Source organism: Streptomyces sp. NPDC006174, assembly GCF_040614075.1.
Classification (GTDB): Bacteria; Actinomycetota; Actinomycetes; order Streptomycetales; family Streptomycetaceae; genus Streptomyces.
In genome coordinates this window covers 134,537-152,940 of record NZ_JBEXTJ010000009.1, presented here as the reverse complement: position 1 = coordinate 152,940, position 18,404 = coordinate 134,537, and the positions used below count along the sequence as shown (strand labels likewise).

Genomic DNA, 18,404 nt, shown 5'->3' with positions numbered 1-18,404 from the left:
CGCATCCCACGGAGCGTACCCGAGCGCGGCACCGACTCCACCCGGTGACGAATCACGCAAAGGACACAACCCGGTATCGACGCCGGCCGGCTGCACTGAGTCACCCTCCACCCCCTGCTTCGTCCGGCCGCCGGCCCGAGGCCGCTGAACTGCCGTGCAGCGGCCGTACGGGTCCCAGATCGGCGGCCAGGATCTCCTCCGCCTCGGCCGCCGTGAGCCACCGGGCCGCCCGGAGCCAGGCCCGTTTCAGGTGGAGGTGAACATCTGCCTCCCAGGTGAAGCCCATACCGCCGTGGATCTGGAGGCAGTCCCGTGCGTTGCGTACGGCCGCCTCGTCGGCGAGCAGCTTGGCCGCCGCGATCTCCACCGGGTCGGCGGTCAGCGCGGCCGCGTACACGGCGCTGCGGGCCGGTTCGGTGCGGGCGAGCATGTCGGCGCAGAGGTGTTTGACCGCCTGGAACGAACCGATGAGCGAACCGAACTGTTCGCGCGCACCGGCGTGTTGAACGGCCATCTCGGTGGTGCGCTCGGCGCTCCCGAGCTGTTCGGCAGCAGTGAGAAGCGCCCCTTCACGGCAAAGTGCGCCGGAGTACGCTCCGATGGCCTCAGTGACCGCCGCGCGCCCCGCCACCCGGTGCAGCGGCGTCAGCGGGTCCATCGACCGTACGGGCCGGGCTCCGGCCGTGAACACCTCCAGCGCCCGGCCGCTGAGCACGCCGCCCGCCACCGGTACCGCGTCCGTCCCGCCGGTGAGCACCTCCGCGCCCACCAGCACCGCGTCCGCCTCCGCCAGGTACGCCACCGGCAGCTCCCCGTCCGCCGCCGTCACCACCGCCGCGCCTTCCGCCGCGCCCTTCACCACGCCGGCCGCCAGGTGTGTCGCCACCAGCGGTCCCGGCAGCAGTGCGCGGCCCGCCTCCTCGAAGAGCAGCACCGCCTCCGGCAGCCCGAGCCCCACACCGCCCGCCTCCTCCGGCAGCCGCAACGCGAAGAATCCGGCCGCACCCAGCTCCCGCCACAGCGCACGGTCCACGCCACCGCCCCGTTCCACCGCCGCCCGCAGCCGCTCCCGGTCGAACACCGCGCCCAACAGGTCCCGCATCCCGGACCGCAGGGCCCGCTGGTCGTCCGAGAGCTGGAAGTCCATGGCAGGTCAGCGCCCCTTCGGAAGGCCGAGGATGCGCTCGGCGACGATGTTCCGCTGGATCTGCGAGGTGCCGGCGGCGATGGTGTACGAGAGCGAGGAGAGCCGGTCCAGGACCCACTCCTGGTCCAGATCGAAGGCGTCGCCACCGCCGAGCACCTCCGCCGCCGCCTCGTACAACTCCTGCCTGGCACCGGAGTAGCGCAGCTTGAAGACCGAACCGCCGACGCCCGGCACGCCGTCCGTCCGCTCCGACTCGCTCACGTTCGCCTGCGTCAGCCGCCACAGCGCACGGAATTCGGCGTTCAGGCGGCCGAGCCTCCGCCGGAGCACCGGGTCGTCCCAGCGGCCGTTCCGGCGGGCCTCGGCGGCGAGCGCGTCCAAGGTGCGGCGGCAGGCGACGACCTCGCCGACGAAGGCCGTACCGCGTTCGAAGGAGAGCGTGACCATGGTGACCCGCCAGCCGTCGTTCTCGGCGCCGACCCGGTTCCGTACCGGCACGCGGACCTCGTCCAGGAACACCTCCGCGAACTCCGCCGACCCGGCCAGCGTCCGCAGCGGCCGGACCGTGATGCCGGGCGCGTCCATCGGCATCGCCAGCCAGCTGATGCCCCGGTGCTTCGGCGCCTGCGGGTCCGTCCGCACCAGCAGCTCGCACCAGTCGGCCACCTCCGCGTGCGAGGTCCAGATCTTCTGCCCGCTCACCACGTAGTCGTCGCCGTCGCGCACCGCCCGCGTCCGCAGCGCGGCCAGGTCCGAGCCCGCGTCCGGCTCGCTGAACCCCTGGCACCAGATCGCCTCGCCGCGCAGCACCGGCGGCAGCCAGCGGGCCCGCTGCTCGGCCGTCCCTTCGGCGGCGATGGTCGGCCCGGCGTGCAGCAGCCCGACGAAGTTGGCCCCGACGTAAGGCGCTCCGGCCTTCTCCGTCTCCTCCAGGAAGATCAGGTGCTGGGTCGGCGTCGCGGCCTGACCGCCCGCGTCGGCCGGCCAGTGCAGGCCCGCGTACCCGGCGTCGTACAGCCTCCGCTGCCACGCCGTGTCGTACGCCCGGCGCGCGGGCCAGTCGTCCGGCGAGGGTTTCGGAGGCAGGCCAGGGAGCACGGCGGCCAGCCACTGCCTCAACCGCCGCCGGAACTCCTCCTCGGCCTCCGTGTACGCGAGATCCACGAGCCCGCCGCCTACTTGTCCAGATCCAGGCCGAGCATCCGGATCGCGTTGCCGCGCATCAGCTTGTAGACCGTCTCGTCGTCCAGGCCCTTGACGTGGTCGAGCGCGACCTCCTTGGTGTGCGGGAAGGTTGAGTCCACGTGCGGGTAGTCGGTCTCGAAGGTGGCGTTGTCGCGGCCGACGACGTCCAGCGCGGAGATGCCGTGCTTGTCGCGGAAGAAGCAGCAGAACATCTGGCGGTAGTAGTACGTGGACGGCGGCTCGGGAATCAGATCGCGCACGCCGCCCCACGCCCGGTGCTCCTCCCACACGTCGTCGGCGCGCTCCAAGGCGTACGGGATCCAGCCCATCTGGCCCTCGCTGTACGCCAGTTTGAGCATCGGGAACTTCACCAGCACGCCGCTGAAGAGGAAGTCCATCATCGAGGCCATCGCGTTGTTGAAGGAGAGCGAGGCCTGCACGGCCGGCGGTGCGTCCGGCGAGGCGGCGGGCATCTGGGAGCTGGAGCCGATGTGCATGTTGACGACGGTGCCGGTCTCCTGGCAGACCGCGAAGAACGGGTCCCAGTAGCCGGTGTGGATGGACGGCAGCCCGAGGTAGGTCGGGATCTCGGAGAAGGTGACCGCGCGGACGCCTCGCGCCGCATTCCGCTTGATCTCCGCGACGGCCAGGTCGATGTCCCAGAGCGGGATGATGCAGAGCGGGATGAGGCGGCCGCCGCTGTCGCCGCACCACTCCTCGACCATCCAGTCGTTGTACGCGCGCACGCAGGCGAGAGCGACCTCCTTGTCGTGCGCCTCGGCGAAGGTCTGGCCGCAGAAACGCGGGAAGGTCGGGAAGCAGAGCGAGGCCTCGACATGGTTGAGGTCCATGTCCTTGAGCCGCTCGGCCGGGTCCCAGCAGCCGGGCCGCATCTCGGCCCGCGTGATGCCTTCCAGCGTCATGTCGTCACGGTCGAAGCCGACGGCGGCGATGTTCCGCTTGTACGGGAACTTCAGGTCTTCGTAGATCCACCAGTCCGTCGGCGGCCCGTCCGGGTCCATCGTGATGACGTATTTCCCGCCGGTGTACGCCAGCTCGCCGATGCCGGCCGTCAGCGGCTGCGGTCCGCGCTCGCGGTACTTCGCGGGCAGCCAGGTGGAGAAGAGGTGCGCGGGCTCGATCACATGGTCGTCGACGCTGACGATCCGAGGCAGTTCCATATCCGTGTCCGTCATGGTGGGTCGTCCCCTCCGGCGCGCACCCCGGCGATCCCTGGGCGCTTTCTGATGGTCCGTCAGATTGCGGTGCGGCACTCAGGCTAGCCCCGCACCTCTGGACCGACAAGGCGCGGAGCTCTACGCTCTCCGCACTATCTGACTGGTCGTCAGTTCGGAGGGACCCCTGTGACCGCCGTGAACGACGTGACCGCGACCGCGCACGCGCTGAGCGCCTCCCGCACCTTCTGGGAGCTGATCGAGGCCCGCGCCGCTCTCACTCCCGACCGCCCGGTCCTGCTCCAGGAGGACCGTTCGCTGGCCTTCGGCGAGCTGCGGGACCGCGCCGAACGGGTCGCCGCCGGGCTGTACGGGATGGGCGTGCGGGCCGGCAGTGTGGTGGTCTGGCAGCTGCCGACGCGGCTGGAGACGGCTCTGCTCTCCTTCGCGCTGGCCCGGCTCGGAGCCGTACAGTCGCCGGTCATCCCGTTCTACCGGGACCGCGAAGTGCGGTTCGCGCTACGGGAGTCGGGCGCCGCGTTCTTCGCCGTGCCGGGTGTGTGGCGCGGCTTCGACCACACGGCGATGGCCGAGCGGATCGCGGCCGGACTCGCTGACCCGCCGCAGGTCTTCGAGGCGTACGAGGACCTGCCCGACGGCGATCCGTCGACCCTGCCACCTCCGCCGGAACCGTCATCGGGTGACGAGGTGCGCTGGATCTACTGGACCTCCGGCACCACCTCCGACCCGAAAGGCGTCCTGCACACCGACCGTTCGCTGATCGCCGGCGGCTCGTGCCTCGCGCATGCGTTGAGACTGAACGCGGACGACGTTGGCTCGATGGCGTTCCCGTACGCGCATGTCGCCGGGCCCGACTACACGGTGATGCTGCTGCTGTACGGATGTCCGGCGGTGATGTTCGAGCAGTTCGCGCTGCCGGAGGCGCTGGCGGAGTACCGGAGGCACGGAGTGACCGTGGCGGGCGGGTCGACGGCGTTCTACGCGATGTTCCTGGCCGAGCAGCGCAAGGACCCGGACCGGCCGCTGATCCCGTCGCTGCGGCTGCTGGCGGGTGGTGGTGCGCCGAAGCCGCCGGAGATGTACCACGCGGTGGTGCGCGAGATGAGGGTCCAGCTCACGCACGGGTACGGGATGACCGAGGTCCCGATGATCACGATGGGTGCGCCGGACGACACCGCCGAGCATCTGGCGCTGACCGAAGGGCGGCCGCCGGACGGGATGGAGATCCGGATCACCGACGAGCACGGCGAGCCGCTTCCGTACGGCGTGGAAGGTGAGGTGCGGCTGCGCGGTGGGGCGGTCTGCCGCGGGTATCTGGACGCCTCCGCCACCGAGGCGGCCTTCGACGGTGACGGGTTCCTGATCACCGGAGACCTCGGCCGGGTCCAGGAGAGCGGTCACCTCACGCTCACCGGGCGGCTGAAGGACATCATCATCCGCAAGGGCGAGAACATCTCCGCCAAGGAGATCGAGGACCTGCTCCACACGCATCCCGCCGTCGCGGACGCGGCGGTGATCGGGCTCCCGGACGCCGAGCGCGGCGAGCGGGTCTGCGCGGTGGTGGAACGGGTGCCGGGCGCGCCGGCGCCGACACTCGCCGAGCTGGCCGGCCACCTGCGGGACGCCGGGCTCTCCGTCCACAAGGTGCCGGAGCAGCTGGAGGTGCTCGACGCCCTCCCGCGCAACGAGACGCTGCGCAAGGTGCTGAAGTACCGGCTGCGGGAGCGGTTCGGCGGGGTCGCCTGAGAGTTACGGGGGCGGCGCGGCCACCCCCGTACGGACGTGCCTTACGTGGCGTCGGGCTCGATCACCGTGAAGTACACGGCGAGCGCGGAGACCACATCGCTCTCGGCGATCAGCCCGTCCCGGTCGGTGTCCAGGCTCTGGGCCGCGATGCCCGCGATCTCGGCGCTGGCCCCGAGCACCTTCAGGGCCCGCTCCACGGAGGCCACCGACGCGCGGCCGCCGTTGTTCTCGCTGTCGGCCACCGCGATCGCCGCCCGCAGGAACGGACGGGCGATCTCGGCGAACCGCTCGGGATTGTCCCGCAGCCGCTTCACCGCCCCGCCGACGAACTCCTCACGGGTGACCCGCTGGTCCCCGTCCACATCGGCGATGCCCGCCATGCCCTGCCAGAAGGCCTCGGCCCCGGTGTAGAGCGCCTGGCCCTTGTCGCACCGGGCCGTCGTACCGAACTCGGTGAGCAGACGGGCGGCTGCGGCGTTGAAATCGGCGCGATCGATGGTGCCGTTGCCGTCCTGGTCGAAGGCGGCGAAACGGTGCGCGATCTTTCGCTCGTACTCTGCGCTGTCCATGCGGGGAGCGTACGTCGCCCGGAGCCTTCACGTGTCACCGAGCGACGCCTCCTGTGTGACAACCTCGCTGCAGCACCGACTGCTTTCGGCCGGTCACACACTGCCGCTCACGCGCGCCTGCCGCGCTCAGGCCGTCAGCGGCTCGCACGCCCCATCGATCGCGGACACGGTGTCCGGATAGACGTCGAAGAGTCTGCGCACGCCCAGCGCTCCCAGCACCTTGTTGACGTGCGAGCCGTCCTCGGCGCCGCGGGCCGGGAGGATCAGGCGCAGCCGGCCGCCGCAGGACTTCATCAGGCGGCGCGAGGCGATCAGCACGCCCACACCGCTGGAATCGCAGAAGAACACGTCGGACAGGTCGAGCACCACATCGTGCTGGCCCTCCGCCACCGCTTCGTGGACGGACTGACGCACGACGGGTGAGCTCACGAGATCGAGTTCACCGCGTATCCGCAGCACGGTCCAGTCGCCCTGCTCGGTCTCGTCCACCTTCAGCGTCACGCGACTGGACCTCTCGTTCCGGGGCTCCCGGCAATCCGGAAGTTTCCGTTCCTCCTCGCGGCTGCCCCACCGCACACCCATGAAACACCGCCCTCACCCGGAAGACCCAGGGGGTTTCCGGTGGAAATGATCACTTCGGCCGGTTTCCCCTGCTCAGAGAAGCCCGGTCCGCGAGAACGGCCGAAATCGATTGGTGAAGTCTTGGCATTCCTTACATCGGACAGTTGCGGCAAAGGCAGGTGCGGGGCCCGCGCGGGCGACTACATTCGGACAGCGAGGGCAGAGGCAGGATCACGGAGCATCGAAGTAGCAGAGCAACGGAGCGACGAAGCAACGGAGCGACGGAGCATCACGGCGCCGGACACAGCGCCGGCACCGGGGGCTGGGGGTTTCATGGCGAAGGACGCACCGCCCCGCTGGGACCGCAGGATGCAGCAGAGGCTGGCCAGCGGTGAGGCGGCGGCGCTCGGTGAGCTGTACGACCGGTTCGCCTCGCTCGTCCACAGCCAGGCTCACCGGATGCTCGACGACGAGGACGCCGCCGACCTGGTGACCCGCGAGGTCTTCGCCCAGGTCTGGGAGAACCCCGAGGCGTACGACCCGCGGCAGGGCTCGATGCGCTCGTGGGTCGCCAAGCTCACCCACCGCCAGTCCGTGCAGCGGCTGCGGCGCGCGGCCGCCGCGGCGTACGCCCAGGAGCACGGCGAAGGTGCCGTGCCGGACCCGGAGGAGCTGGAGCGGCGGGTGCGCAGCGCGACCGCGGCGGCCCGGGCCGACTACATCGTCTCCTCGATGCCCGTCTCGCTGCGGCGGGCGCTGGAGCTGGCGTACACCCAGCGCCGGGACTACCGGCAGACCGCGGCCGACCTCGGCGTCACCGAGGACGAGGCCCGCCGCCGGCTCCGGCTGGGACTCCAGTTGCTGTCCACCGCCAACACCCGGCCGCTCGAAGGGTCCTCACCACCCGGTTACGGACGCGTCCGGTGAGCGGCGACGGGTGCGAAGGCGGCCGCCGCGACGACGAGGTGCGCGGCGCCCGCCGCATACCGGGCCCGCGCGGCGCGGTGGACGACCTCGACCTGGAGGCGGCGCCTCGGCCGGTGCTGCCGCCGCCGGGCTCCGGTGCGCCGGAAGAGGCGGTGCCGGAGCAGGGCGCTCCGGAGGAGGACGGGCCAGAGGTCGTGGCGTCGGAGGCGGACGTGGCGCCTGAGGCCGGTGTGGCCGACGAGGCGCGTGCGACCCACGAAGCGGATGCGACCCACGAGACGCGTGCGACCCACGAGTACCGGGACCGCGACGAGTACGAGACCGGCGACGAGGCTCCCGTGACCGTCCCCGGCGCTCCGGTCCTCTCCCATCAGGTCCTCAAGGCCCTCCTCGGTGCCTGGGCGCTCTCCGCCTGTTCGGCCGAGGAGACTCTCGCCGTCGAGGACCACCTCACCGCGTGCGCGCCCTGTGCCGACGAGGCGCTGCGGTTGCGGGACGCGGTGGGGCTGCTGCACACCGACGGGTCGCTCGATCTCGATCCGGGGCTGCGGGCCCGGGTGATGGACGGCTGCCTCGGGCGCCGCCCGGCCCGTATCCCGATTCCGGAGTGGGCCACTCCGTACGACGCCGAGACCGCCAGGCTCGACGCACTGCTCCGCGACATCGGCGACTCCGAGTGGCACGCGCCGGTACGGCTGCAGTGGTTCGAGGACGAACGCGCGGTCACCCGCCGGACCACGGTCGCCGGAGTGATCGGCCATCTGATGGCCGTCGACGGGCTGGTCTCCGCCGCGCTCGGCCTGGACGATCCGCTCGGCGCGGTGGCGGTGCTCGGCACGTCGGAGGTGACCGGCGGGGCCGCCGAGGTGCCGCTCTCGCCGACCCGGCGTACCGAGACGTACTGGTCCGCCACGCATCCGCCCGCCACCCGGGCCGTCCGCGAGCCCTGGCGCAACCTCACCCATGAGCTGATCCGGACCGCGTCGCTGGCCGGCCGGAGCGTGGCCGAGCGCTCCGTCTCGTACGGCGAGTTCGCGCTGCCGCTCCAGGACGCGCTGCTGGACCGGGCCTTCGAGTGCTGGGTGCACGGCACGGACATCGCGGAGGCGGTGGACTACCCGTACAAGCCGCCGTCCGCCGTGCATCTGCACCGGATGATCGACCTGGCGGCCCGGATGCTTCCGGCCGCGCTCGCGGGCCGCCGCCGCGCCGGACTCGCCGGACCGGCCAGAGAGCTGGTGGCGCCCGGAGAGCCGGGTCGGTCGGTCCATCTGGAGGTCGAGGGCCACGGCGGCGGTGACTGGTACATCGCGCTCGACTCACCCGCCGCCCTCGGCACGCCCGACCGCGCGGTGGCGCAGGTGGCCCTGGACGGAGTGGAGTTCTGCCAGCTGGTCGCGGGCCACATCTCGCCGGTGGAAGCGGCGGCGGGCCAGGAAGGCGACCGCGAGGCCATCCGCGACGTGCTGTTCGCGTCGGCCTCGCTCAGCCGCCTGTAACGCCTCGTACGCAGGTCAGTTGAAGATCACCGTACGGCGGCCGTTGAGCAGGATGCGCCGCTCCGCGTGCCACTTCACCGCGCGCGCCAGCGCCTGGCACTCCACGTCCCGGCCGATCGCGACGAGCTGGTCAGGCGTCACGTCGTGGCCGACGCGCTCGACCTCCTGCTCGATGATCGGGCCCTCGTCCAGGTCGGCGGTGACGTAGTGCGCGGTGGCGCCGATCAGCTTCACGCCCCGGGCGTGCGCCTGGTGGTACGGCTTGGCGCCCTTGAAGCTCGGCAGGAACGAGTGGTGGATGTTGATGATCCGGCCGCTCAGCTGTTTGCACAGGTCGTCGGAGAGCACCTGCATGTAGCGGGCGAGGACGACCAGCTCCACGTCCTCTTCACGGACCAGCTCCAGCAGCTGCGCCTCGGCCTCCGGCTTGTTGTCCTTGGTCACCGGAAGGTGGCGGAAGGGAATGCCGTACGAGGCGGTGAGCTCGGCGAACTCCGTGTGGTTGGAGACGACGGCCGCGATCTCGACCGGCAGCGCTCCCGTACGGGAACGGAACAGCAGGTCGTTGAGGCAGTGGCCGAACTTGCTGACCATCAGCACGATCCGCATCCGCTCCGCCGGCCGGTGGATCTGCCACTCCATCCGGAAGGCGTCGCCGATGGCGGCGAAGCTGGCGCGCAGCTTGTCGACCGTGACCGTGGCGTCCGCCGAGAAGTGGACGCGCATGAAGAACAGACCCGTGTCGTGGTCCCCGAACTGCTGGCTGTCCTCGATGTTGCAGCCGGTCATGAAGAGGTAACTCGACACGGCGTGCACGATGCCCTGTTTGTCCGGGCAGGAGAGCGTGAGGACGTACTGCTCGGGCAGCGCGGTGTCCGAGGCGGCCGGGGTGGCGGTGGGCTGCGGTGCGGTCATCCCCGTAGGGTGCCACAGCCGCCGGAGGTCAGGCGCTCGCGCTCACCATGCGGCCCCGGCGCTCACCCGGCCCGGACCGTGACCGTTCAGGCGGCCCGGGTCATGATGCGGATGACGTCCAGCGAGCGCGGCGGGATGTCCGGGTCCTCGCCGTCGTTGGTGGCGAGCATCACATGCGCCTCGCGGGCCGCGCGGACCGCCTCCGGCCAGCCGTGGTGCTCCAGATAGGCGGAGACAGGTGCGTCCGCGCCGACCTGGTGCATGATCCGCAACACCCGCAGCGCGGCGGTGTCCACGGCGGCCGCCTCGGCGGAGTCCCGGAAGATGGTGCCGACGTACTTCTCGGCGGACCAGTTGTCGAGCCAGGTGTCCTCGACCAGGCGGTACACGGCGTCGGTGACGTCCCCGTACCCTTCCCGGCCGGCGAGCCAGCACTCGTGGTGGAAGACGGGGTCGGAGAGCATGTGCAGCGCCGAGCGCACGTTGGTGCGCCAGCGCCACCACGGCATGTCAGTGAGCGGCATGACGCCCATGGTGGAGGAGCGACGGCCGCGACGGGAAGAGTTCTCCGAACCTTGCTGCACGGTGGTCGATCGTACGTTCCCTTCCGCCATGTCCGCGCGGGCCCCCGTAATTCACCTGGTCGTCACCGAGCGTTGAGCACGCCACACCGTGGCGTTACCCGGCGGCCGGGAGTGTTGCTGAACATGACCGGACGGAGACGCACCGCCTTCCCCCGCCCCTTCCAGTTCGTCATCGGCACGGCGGCGGCCGGTGCGTTGCTGCTGTCCGGCTGTGGCGTGCTCCCCGGGGGCTCGGGGGGCTCCGGGGAGCCCGTCACGGTGATGACCTGGGCGCCCGACCAGGTGGACGACGCCGACGCGGTGACCATGCCCGGCGTTCCGGCGATGGCCCGGACGTACGCGCAGTGGATCAATGAGCAGGGCGGCATCGCCGGGCGCGAGCTGCGGGTCATCACCTGTGACGAGCGCGACACGGCTGCGGGCGCCGAGCGGTGTGCGCGGCAGGCCGTGGACCGGAAGGTGGCCGCGGTCGTCGGTTCGTACAGCCGGCACGGGCAGAGCGCCATCCCGGTGCTGGAGTCCGGCGGCATCCCGTACATCGGCGGTTACGGCGCCTCCGACGAGGAGTTCCGCAGCTACCTCTCGTACCCGGTCAACGGCGGCCAGTCGGCGCTCCTGGCGGGCCACGGACGGCAGCTGGCGGGCGACTGCGAGCGGGTCGCGCTGGTGCGGCCCGACTCGCTCGGCGGCGCCCGGATGCCGCAGCTCCTCAACACCGGACTGCTCGCCGCCCAGCGGCCCGAGTCCACCGACATCCTGGCCCCGGAGAACGCCACCTCCTACGACGAGCAGGCGGGCCGGGCCCTGAAGCGGCGGGCCGGCGGCAGCTGTGTCGCGGCCGTGCTCGGTTCCCGTACGGAGACCTTCTTCGACTCCTTCCGGCGACTGGAGCCGGAAGGCGAGCGGGTCAGGATCTCCTCGGTGCTCGGCAGCGTCAGCCAGCCGCTCATCGACCGCACCGGCGGCCGCACGAGCCCGTTCGAAGGCGCCTTCGTCACCGGCTGGTACCCGGACGCGGGCGACGCGCGCTGGAACGGGATGCGCGAGGTGATCCGGAAGCACGCCTTCGGCGACAACCGCATCGACCCGGACGACACCGGCGTGCAGACGACCTGGATCGCCTACACGGCGCTGCGGGCGGTCGTCGAGGCGATCGATGACGACGAGGTCACCGCCAACAAGGTCACCTCCGCGCTCAACCGCGGCACCGAGGTCGACACCGGCGGTCTGACGCCGGTGCTCCGCTGGCGCTTCAAGGACCTGCTCGGCACCTCGCCGTATCCGCGCATCGTCAACGCGGACGTGACGTTCCAGGTGGTCCGCGAAGGACGGCTCACCGCGCAGAAGAAGGGCTTCGTGGATGTCACGGAGGCCCTGTCGGACGCCCGGCGGACGGTCGGCTGACCGCACCCGCCGGGCCTCCGGAGATCTACGGTCAGGTCAGAGCTCGACCGGAGTGTGCTTGGTCAGGCCGTACTTCCCGGCGATGGTGTTCCAGAGGCCGGAGGCCTCTTGCTTGGCCTCGGTGGCCTCGCCGCTCTGCTGGTTGGCACGGGCCGTCTCCTCGGTCGACCGGGCCTGGCCGCCCTTGCAGACGCTCTTCTTCTTCGCCTGCCGGGCCCAGGCGGCGTAGTGATCGTCGGCCGCGGCGGAGGCCTTCCACGCCTTCTTCAGCGAGGAGTTGAGCGCCTGGTGCTGCGGCAGCTGGTCCAGCGTGAGTCCCTCCAGCCGGGTCACCAGGTCGCGGCGCTGCTGGGCGGCGTCCTTGAGGTCGGTGTTCGCCTGGTCCAGGTCCTTGCAGGACTTGATCTTCTCCACCGCGCTGATCACCGCCGCACGGCTGTTGTTGCTGTCGGCGAGCAGCTTGTCCAACGCCTCGGCCTGCGGCTTCGCGGGGTCGGCGGCCGGCTTGGTGGTGGGGGCGGTGGTGGCCGGTGAACTCTGCGAGGCGACGGGCTGCTTGTCGTCCCCGGGCTCGTCGTCACCACCGCTGAGCAGCGCGCCCGCGCCGAGCCCGATGACCGCGCAGCCGACGACGACCGCGGCGATGAGCGGGATGTGGGCCGAGCGTCGGCGCGGGGCGTCGCCGCCGCCGTCGTACCGGGGCGGCTCGGCGGCTCCGTCGCCGCCGCGCGGGCCCTGGATCCCGGACCGGTAGGCGCCTTGCGGCGCCTGAGGCGGCAGCTGACCGCCGGGGCCCGGGTAGCCGTAGCCCTGGTGGGGCTGGTTGTACTGCTGCTGCGGTACCTGCGGTATCTGCTGCGTGGCGCCCGCCGGTTCCTCCGTACGGAACAGGTTGTCGAACTCCGCGGGCGGCTGCCGGTCGTCCGGCGCGCCGGGTGTGCCCGGCCCGATGCCGTACGAGGCTCCGCCCGGCACCGGAGGTATGTACTGCGTGGCGTCCGCGTCGCCGCCGCCGGGGACGGGAGCGATGTACTGCGTGGCGTCGGCGTCGCCGCCGGGAATGCCTTGGCCGGCGCCGGCGCCGGGGCCTTGGCCTGCGCCGGCTTCCGGCGGGAGCGGCTGGGCGTACGGCTGGGGCTGGGGCTGGTGGTAGGGCTGCTGCGGCGGGTACTGCTGGTGCTGCTGGTACGGGTCGGAGTGCTGCGCCTGCTGCTGCGGCTGCTGGTACGCTCCCGCGCCGCTCTGCCCGTACGCCTGGCCGTACTGCTGGTCCTGGCCCTGGCCGTACTGACCCTGACCCTGCGCCGGCGGCAACGGCTGCGCCTGGGCCTGGGCCTGGGCCTGCTGCGGGTATCCGTACGCTCCCGGCGCCTGGCCGCCCGGCTGTCCCGAGGCGTCGGACTGCGGCCCCCAGGGCCGGCCCCACGGCTGACCGCCCGCGGGCGCGGCCTGGCCGGCCTGCTGACCGACTTGCTGCCCGCCCTGGTCGGCCTGGCCGTCGGTGGGCGCCCCCGGGATCCAGGGGGCGCCGCCGTCGGAGGGCAGCACGACACCTTCGTGCGCGGGTCGTCCAGCGGGGAGCTCTTGCTCGCCGCCCTGTCCGCTCTGCGTCACCGGGACTCCTACGTGTGAACCAACGGAATCGTCGGCTCACGCTATCGGGTGGCCGCCCGCCTCCGCCAAGCGCGTGGTCCCCCTCACCACCCCTTCACAGGCCCGGTAACACCCGGCGACCGCGGAACGCTGTTAACGGCCGGCCCGCCGCGGAGACCGTGAACGCCACCTCTCACGCCGCCTGGAGCTCCAGCCGCTCGCCGAACTCCCGGACCGCCGGCTCCTGTCCGTACGGCGCCAGCCGCTGCTGGAGGTCGTCGAGATATTCGGCGCCCCGGCTGGAGCGCACCGTCCCGAGCAGCTCCATCGCCCGCGTCCCGGTGTGGCACGCGCGCTCCACCTCGCGCTGCTGGACCTGGGCCGAGGCGAGCAGCACCAGACCGATGCCCCGGCGCCTGGCCCGGGTCTCCGGCAGCGCGGCCAGCGCCTCCTTGGCCCGGCGCGCGGCCTCCGGCGCCTGGCCGAGGTCGCGGTGGCAGTGGGCCAGCTCGTCCGCGAGGTAGCCGTGGTCGAAGTGCGCGATCCAGTCCGGGTCGTCGCCGCTCTCCGGGTCGGCCTGCTCCAGCGCGGCGACCGCACGGCCCATCACCACCTGGCAGGTGCGGGCGTCGCCGAGCAGCGCGTGGCCCCGGGACTCCGCCGCGTAGAACATCGCCTGGGCGCGGGGCGTGACCTGGCCGCGGGCGCCTTCCTGGGCGGCGCGGGCGAGTTGGGCGATCTCGCGCGGGTTGCCGAGCTGCGCGGCGAGGTGGCTCATGGAGGCGGCGAGCACATAGCCGCCGTACGCCCGGTCGCCGGCGGCCTGGGCCAGGCGCAGCGCCTGGATGTAGTAGCGCTGGGCGAGGCCTGGCTGGCCGGTGTCGACCGCCATGTAGCCGCCGAGTTCGGTGAGGCGGGCGACGGCGGCGAACAGCTCGCGGCCGACCTGTTCGCGGTACGCACCCGAAAGCAGGCCGGAGACCACGCTGTTGAGGTAGTGCACGAGGACCGGCCGGACATGGCCGCTGCCGAAGCGGTGGTCGAGGTCGGTGAGAGCGGTGGTCATCGCCTGCACCGCCGCCACGTCCGCCATCCCGACCCGCGCTCCGGCCACCCGTTCGACCTGCGGGTCCTTGCCGGTGATCAGCCAGTCGCGGCTGGGTTCGACGAGCGCGGAGGCGGCGACGGAGGAGCCGGTGAGCAGATCACGGCGGCCGACGTCGCTGCGCCAGAGCTCGCAGACCTGCTCGATCGCTCCGGCGACGGTCGGCGCGTACTGCAGGCCCACGCCGGAGGCCAGGTTCTTGCCGTTGGCCATGCCGATCTCGTCGATCGTGACCGTACGGCCCAGCTTGCGGCCGATCGCCTCGGCGATGATGCCCGGGGCCCGGCCCCGGGGCTGCTGTCCGCGCAGCCAGCGGGCCACGGACGTCTTGTCGTACCGCAGGTCGAGGCCGCGCTCGGCCCCGACCATGTTGACGCGGCGCGCGAGGCCCGCGTTGGAACAGGCGGCTTCCTGGATGAGCGTCTGGAGCCGTTCGTTGGGCTGGCGGGCTACGAGAGGCCTTGCTGCCATATTTCCCCCTGGAACAGTCTGAAAATACCTGGATCAGCAAATACACGGATACACGGTGATCGATGGAGGATCACTGCCCGTCACACACACAAGAAATGCGCATATTCCATCGGCATTCGGTACGGGCACGGCGAGTTGCCCGACCTGCTGGGCTCTACCCGTCCTTCGCTCCGCCGCCTCACGCGCGCCCCCGCCCGTGCTCCGATGCGCCCCGCGTGCGGAATCGGTGCACCGTGACCGGCTCGCGCGCGCCCGTAACCCCGCGTGATGCCAAGAGTTGTGCTGGACGTGGAAGAGCCCATCGGAGTCACGGAAGCCGCACAGGTCCCTCAGCAGCGCGGAGAGCACCTGCTCGACGCCGCGGTGCGGTATGCGGAAGAGCGCCACTGGGACGTGTTCCCCGGCACCTGGCTGGAGGCGGTGGAGGGCCGCGAGCGCTGCTCCTGCGGCGAGGCGGCCTGCCCGCTGCCCGGCGCGCACGCGGACCGGCCGGACTGGGCGGGCCAGGCGACCGGCAGCGGGGCCGCGGCCCGGCGGATGTGGTCCCGGCAGCCGCGCGCCTCGGTGCTCCTGCCGACCGGCCGCGCGTTCGACGCGCTGGAGGTGCCGGAGTCGGCCGGGTTCCTGGCGCTGGCCCGGATGGAGCGGATGGACCTCACGCTCGGCCCGGTCACCTGCACGCCCGACCGCCGGATGCTCTTCTTCGTGCTGCCGGGCGGTGCGGGCAAGGCCTCCGAACTGGTGCGCGCGCTCGGCTGGAACGCGGAGGCGGTCGACCTGACCGGCCGCGGCGAGGGCCACTACGTCGCGGCCCCGCCGACCCGGGTCGGCGGCCGCGGAGCCGTGCAGTGGGCCCGTAAGCCGACCCACGTCAACCGCTGGCTGCCCGATGTCGACGAGCTGATCAGCCCGCTGGCGTACGCCTGCGCACGCGAGGCGGCGGACGCCCGCACCCGCGTCTCGTAGCACCTGGCAGGCCTTTCGTAGGGTGGTCCTCACCTAGCGGGGATATCGAAAGGCTGTGCCATGCCGGACCGGGCAGATGCACGTGACATGACGGACGCGGACACGGCGGCGGGCGGTGCGCGGAACGCGCCTCCCGCCGTCCGCGTACAAGGGCTGTGGAAGCGGTTCGGTGAGCAGGTCGCCGTCTCGGGGATCGATCTGGAGCTGCCTGCGGGCAAGTTCATCGGGCTGGTGGGGCCGAACGGGGCGGGCAAGACGACGACGCTCTCCATGGTCACCGGGCTGCTGCGGCCGGACATGGGGAAGATCGAGGTGGCGGGCCACGACGTGTGGACCGACCCGGTCGCGGTGAAGTCGCGGATCGGCGTGCTGCCGGAGGGTCTGCGGCTCTTCGAGCGGCTGTCCGGGCGCGAACTGCTCGCGTACAACGGGCGGTTGCGCGGGCTGCCGGGCGAGGAGGTCGACAAGCGGGCCGCGCAGCTCCTCGACGTACTGGATCTGGCCGGTTCGCAGCACAAGCTGGTCGTCGACTACTCGACCGGCATGCGGAAGAAGATCGGCCTCGCCGCCGCTCTCCTCCACAACCCGGAAGTCCTCTTCCTGGACGAGCCGTTCGAAGGCGTGGACCCGGTGTCGGCGCAGACGATCCGCGGTGTGCTGGAGCGGTACACGCGTTCCGGTGCGACCGTGGTCTTCTCCAGCCATGTGATGGAGCTGGTGGAGTCGCTCTGCGACTGGGTCGCCGTGATGGCGGCGGGCCGGATCAAGGCACAGGGCACGCTGGCGGAGGTACGCGGCGACGCGCCGTCGCTGCAGAACGCTTTCCTCGAACTGGTCGGCGCGAGCGGCCGGGACACCTCCGGCGACGCGCTCGACTGGCTGGGCGGCACCCGGTGAGCGTGCTCGACGCCCCGGTCACCGCCGCCGCTCCGGCGCCTCCCGTGACGGGCCTGACCGCCACCTTCGTACGGCTCAAGCTGACGCTCCTGCGCAACGGACTGCGGCAGTCCAGCGGGCGCAAGGCCGCGTTCATCGTCTCGCTCGTCTTCACGCTGCTGCTCGCGGCGGGCCAGGTCCTCGGGCTCGTCCTGCTGCGCGGCGACGCGCACGCGGGCACGGTCGTGGTGCTGCTGACGGCCGTCGTGGCGCTCGGCTGGGCGGTGCTGCCGCTCTTCTTCCCGAGCGGCGACGACACGCTCGACCCGACCCGGCTGGTGATGCTGCCGCTGCGGCCGCAGCCGCTGGTCCGGGCGCTGCTGGTCTCCTCGATGATCGGGATCGGGCCGCTGTTCACGCTCTGCCTGGCGCTCGGCTCGGTCCTCGCGCTGGCGCACGGACCGGCGGGCGTGGCGTTCGCGGTGCTCGCCGTGCCGCTGACGATGCTGCTCTGCGTGGCGCTGTCGCGGGCCGTCGCCACCGCCAACGTACGGCTGCTCAACTCGCGCAAGGGCCGGGACCTGGCGGTGCTCAGCGGGCTGGTGATCGCGGTGGGCATCCAGTTCGTCAACTTCGGCGCGCAGCGGCTCGGCCAGGCCGGCGGGCTCTCGGTCCTGGATCCGGCGGCGGACGTGGCGCGCTGGCTGCCGGGTGCCTCGGCGATAGCGGCGGTGGACGCGGCGTCGAAGGGGTCGTACGGGATCGCGGCCGCGCAGGTGCTGGTCACGGTGGTGGCCCTGGTGGCGCTGGTGTGGCTGTGGCAGCGCGGGCTGGTGAAGCTGATGACCGCGCCGGACGGGTCGACGCTGGCCGCCGCCGGACCGGCGCGCAAGGAGTCGCGGCACACCGGGCTCTCCGCGCTGCTGCCGGAGGGACGTACGGGCACGGTCGCGCAGCGCAGCCTGCGGTACATCGCCCGGGACCCGAAGACCAAGGCGGCCTGGGTGACGGCGCTGGCGATCGGCGCGATCGTGCCGCTGCTCAACGCACTCCAGGGCACCGGCTCGATCTACTTCGCCTGCTTCGCCGCCGGGATGCTCGGCATGCAGATGTACAACCAGTTCGGCCAGGACACCTCCGCCTTCTGGATGGTGGCCCTCACGATCTCCTCGACCCGGGACGCGTACGTCGAACTGCGGGCGCGCGCGCTGGCGTTGCTGCTGATCACACTCCCGTACACGGTGCTGGTCTGCGTGGCGACGGCGGCGCTCCTGGGCAGCTGGCAGACGCTGCCGAGTGCGCTCGGGATCTCCTTCGCGCTGCTGGGCTCGATGCTCGCGATCGGAGCGGTGGCCTCGGCGCGGTTCCCGTACTCGATCCCGCAGGAGGGCGCGTTCAAGAACGTGGCGCCCGGACAGGGCGGGCTGGCGTGGATCTCCATCCTCGGCGGCATGCTGGCCGCGCCGGTGCTGGCCGGTCCGGTGATCGGGCTGACGGTCTGGCTGCGGGTGGCGGACCACCACGACGCGCTGTGGCTGGTCGTTCCGGCCGGTGCGGTGTACGGGGCGCTCATCGGGTGGGCGGGGCTGCGCATCGCGGCTCCGCGCACGGCGAACCGGCTGCCGGAGATCCTCGCGGCGGTCAGCAAGGGGTGACCGCT

Annotated in this window: 16 protein-coding genes; 7 read left to right on the top strand and 9 right to left on the bottom strand. The window is 72.0% G+C overall.

Annotation, left to right across the window (positions count from 1 at the left end; all coding sequences use genetic code 11):
• Nucleotides 1-100: 100 nt before the first annotated feature.
• Genes ABZ267_RS21690 through ABZ267_RS21680 form a run of 3 tightly spaced genes read right to left on the bottom strand, consistent with a single transcriptional unit; the run spans nucleotide 101 to nucleotide 3,528 of the window.
• Nucleotides 101-1,147, bottom strand: a complete 1,047-nt coding sequence (locus ABZ267_RS21690) for an acyl-CoA dehydrogenase family protein (protein ID WP_356747513.1) — start codon at nucleotides 1,145-1,147, stop codon at nucleotides 101-103.
• A gap of 6 nt (nucleotides 1,148-1,153) precedes the next feature.
• The gene (locus tag ABZ267_RS21685; RefSeq protein WP_356747511.1) at nucleotides 1,154-2,311 is read right to left on the bottom strand and encodes an acyl-CoA dehydrogenase; all 1,158 of its coding nucleotides are present in this window, start codon (nucleotides 2,309-2,311) and stop codon (nucleotides 1,154-1,156) included.
• Nucleotides 2,312-2,322: 11 nt separating this feature from the next.
• Nucleotides 2,323-3,528 carry an amidohydrolase family protein gene (locus ABZ267_RS21680; RefSeq protein ID WP_356747509.1) on the bottom strand — a complete coding sequence of 402 codons (1,206 nt, stop codon included), beginning with the start codon at nucleotides 3,526-3,528 and terminating at the stop codon, nucleotides 2,323-2,325.
• Nucleotides 3,529-3,696: 168 nt separating this feature from the next.
• On the opposite strand from ABZ267_RS21680, the gene ABZ267_RS21675 reads away from it, so the two are divergent.
• Nucleotides 3,697-5,274 carry an AMP-binding protein gene (locus ABZ267_RS21675; protein ID WP_356747507.1) on the top strand — a complete coding sequence of 526 codons (1,578 nt, stop codon included), beginning with the start codon at nucleotides 3,697-3,699 and terminating at the stop codon, nucleotides 5,272-5,274.
• Nucleotides 5,275-5,315: 41 nt separating this feature from the next.
• Here the strand turns inward: ABZ267_RS21675 and ABZ267_RS21670 are convergent, their stop codons facing one another.
• Nucleotides 5,316-5,843, bottom strand: coding sequence for an EF-hand domain-containing protein (locus tag ABZ267_RS21670; RefSeq protein ID WP_030573598.1), 528 nt, complete (start codon nucleotides 5,841-5,843; stop codon nucleotides 5,316-5,318).
• 126 nt (nucleotides 5,844-5,969) lie between these two features.
• Nucleotides 5,970-6,344, bottom strand: coding sequence for an STAS domain-containing protein (locus tag ABZ267_RS21665; RefSeq protein WP_356363894.1), 375 nt, complete (start codon nucleotides 6,342-6,344; stop codon nucleotides 5,970-5,972).
• Between the two features lie 393 nt (nucleotides 6,345-6,737).
• Here ABZ267_RS21665 and ABZ267_RS21660 point away from each other — a divergent pair, with 393 nt between their 5' ends.
• Both ABZ267_RS21660 and ABZ267_RS21655 read left to right on the top strand, forming a co-directional pair.
• Nucleotides 6,738-7,331: a sigma-70 family RNA polymerase sigma factor gene (locus ABZ267_RS21660; RefSeq protein WP_356747505.1), complete on the top strand. Its 594-nt coding sequence runs from the start codon at nucleotides 6,738-6,740 to the stop codon at nucleotides 7,329-7,331.
• Nucleotides 7,328-8,830 carry a zf-HC2 domain-containing protein gene (locus tag ABZ267_RS21655; protein WP_356747503.1) on the top strand — a complete coding sequence of 501 codons (1,503 nt, stop codon included), beginning with the start codon at nucleotides 7,328-7,330 and terminating at the stop codon, nucleotides 8,828-8,830. The genes ABZ267_RS21660 and ABZ267_RS21655 overlap by 4 nt, the downstream gene beginning before the upstream one ends.
• A 15-nt stretch (nucleotides 8,831-8,845) precedes the next feature.
• On the opposite strand, the gene purU is transcribed toward ABZ267_RS21655, so the two are convergent.
• Together purU and ABZ267_RS21645 are read right to left on the bottom strand one after the other, a co-directional pair.
• A complete protein-coding gene (gene purU / locus ABZ267_RS21650; protein WP_356747501.1) occupies nucleotides 8,846-9,745 on the bottom strand; it encodes a formyltetrahydrofolate deformylase in 900 nt (299 codons plus the stop codon).
• Between the two features lie 86 nt (nucleotides 9,746-9,831).
• Nucleotides 9,832-10,278: a hypothetical protein gene (locus ABZ267_RS21645; protein WP_356747869.1), complete on the bottom strand. Its 447-nt coding sequence runs from the start codon at nucleotides 10,276-10,278 to the stop codon at nucleotides 9,832-9,834.
• Nucleotides 10,279-10,452: 174 nt separating this feature from the next.
• On the opposite strand from ABZ267_RS21645, the gene ABZ267_RS21640 reads away from it, so the two are divergent.
• A complete protein-coding gene (locus ABZ267_RS21640; RefSeq protein ID WP_356747499.1) occupies nucleotides 10,453-11,733 on the top strand; it encodes an ABC transporter substrate-binding protein in 1,281 nt (426 codons plus the stop codon).
• A gap of 36 nt (nucleotides 11,734-11,769) precedes the next feature.
• On the opposite strand, the gene ABZ267_RS21635 is transcribed toward ABZ267_RS21640, so the two are convergent.
• Nucleotides 11,770-13,347, bottom strand: coding sequence for a hypothetical protein (locus tag ABZ267_RS21635; protein ID WP_356747497.1), 1,578 nt, complete (start codon nucleotides 13,345-13,347; stop codon nucleotides 11,770-11,772).
• 172 nt (nucleotides 13,348-13,519) lie between these two features.
• The gene (locus ABZ267_RS21630) at nucleotides 13,520-14,902 is read right to left on the bottom strand and encodes a transcriptional regulator (protein WP_356747495.1); all 1,383 of its coding nucleotides are present in this window, start codon (nucleotides 14,900-14,902) and stop codon (nucleotides 13,520-13,522) included.
• A 279-nt stretch (nucleotides 14,903-15,181) separates the two neighbouring features.
• Between ABZ267_RS21630 and ABZ267_RS21625 the strand changes: the two genes are divergently transcribed.
• Genes ABZ267_RS21625 through ABZ267_RS21615 form a run of 3 tightly spaced genes read left to right on the top strand, consistent with a single transcriptional unit; the run spans nucleotide 15,182 to nucleotide 18,399 of the window.
• Nucleotides 15,182-15,868: a bifunctional DNA primase/polymerase gene (locus tag ABZ267_RS21625; protein ID WP_356747867.1), complete on the top strand. Its 687-nt coding sequence runs from the start codon at nucleotides 15,182-15,184 to the stop codon at nucleotides 15,866-15,868.
• Nucleotides 15,869-15,928: 60 nt separating this feature from the next.
• Nucleotides 15,929-16,765 carry an ABC transporter ATP-binding protein gene (locus ABZ267_RS21620; protein ID WP_356747493.1) on the top strand — a complete coding sequence of 279 codons (837 nt, stop codon included), beginning with the start codon at nucleotides 15,929-15,931 and terminating at the stop codon, nucleotides 16,763-16,765.
• A complete protein-coding gene (locus ABZ267_RS21615; protein ID WP_356747491.1) occupies nucleotides 16,762-18,399 on the top strand; it encodes a transporter in 1,638 nt (545 codons plus the stop codon). The genes ABZ267_RS21620 and ABZ267_RS21615 overlap by 4 nt, the downstream gene beginning before the upstream one ends.
• Nucleotides 18,400-18,404: the final 5 nt, after the last annotated feature.

Coding starts and splice junctions, on each gene's coding strand:
- ABZ267_RS21690 (WP_356747513.1), bottom strand. CDS start 1,147: ATGGACTTCCAGCTCTCGGACGACCAGCGGGCCCTGCGGTCCGGGATG.
- ABZ267_RS21680 (WP_356747509.1), bottom strand. CDS start 3,528: ATGACGGACACGGATATGGAACTGCCTCGGATCGTCAGCGTCGACGAC.
- ABZ267_RS21670 (WP_030573598.1), bottom strand. CDS start 5,843: ATGGACAGCGCAGAGTACGAGCGAAAGATCGCGCACCGTTTCGCCGCC.
- ABZ267_RS21660 (WP_356747505.1), top strand. CDS start 6,738: ATGGCGAAGGACGCACCGCCCCGCTGGGACCGCAGGATGCAGCAGAGG.
- purU (WP_356747501.1), bottom strand. CDS start 9,745: ATGACCGCACCGCAGCCCACCGCCACCCCGGCCGCCTCGGACACCGCG.
- ABZ267_RS21645 (WP_356747869.1), bottom strand. CDS start 10,278: ATGGGCGTCATGCCGCTCACTGACATGCCGTGGTGGCGCTGGCGCACC.
- ABZ267_RS21640 (WP_356747499.1), top strand. CDS start 10,453: ATGACCGGACGGAGACGCACCGCCTTCCCCCGCCCCTTCCAGTTCGTC.
- ABZ267_RS21630 (WP_356747495.1), bottom strand. CDS start 14,902: ATGGCAGCAAGGCCTCTCGTAGCCCGCCAGCCCAACGAACGGCTCCAG.
- ABZ267_RS21620 (WP_356747493.1), top strand. CDS start 15,929: ATGCCGGACCGGGCAGATGCACGTGACATGACGGACGCGGACACGGCG.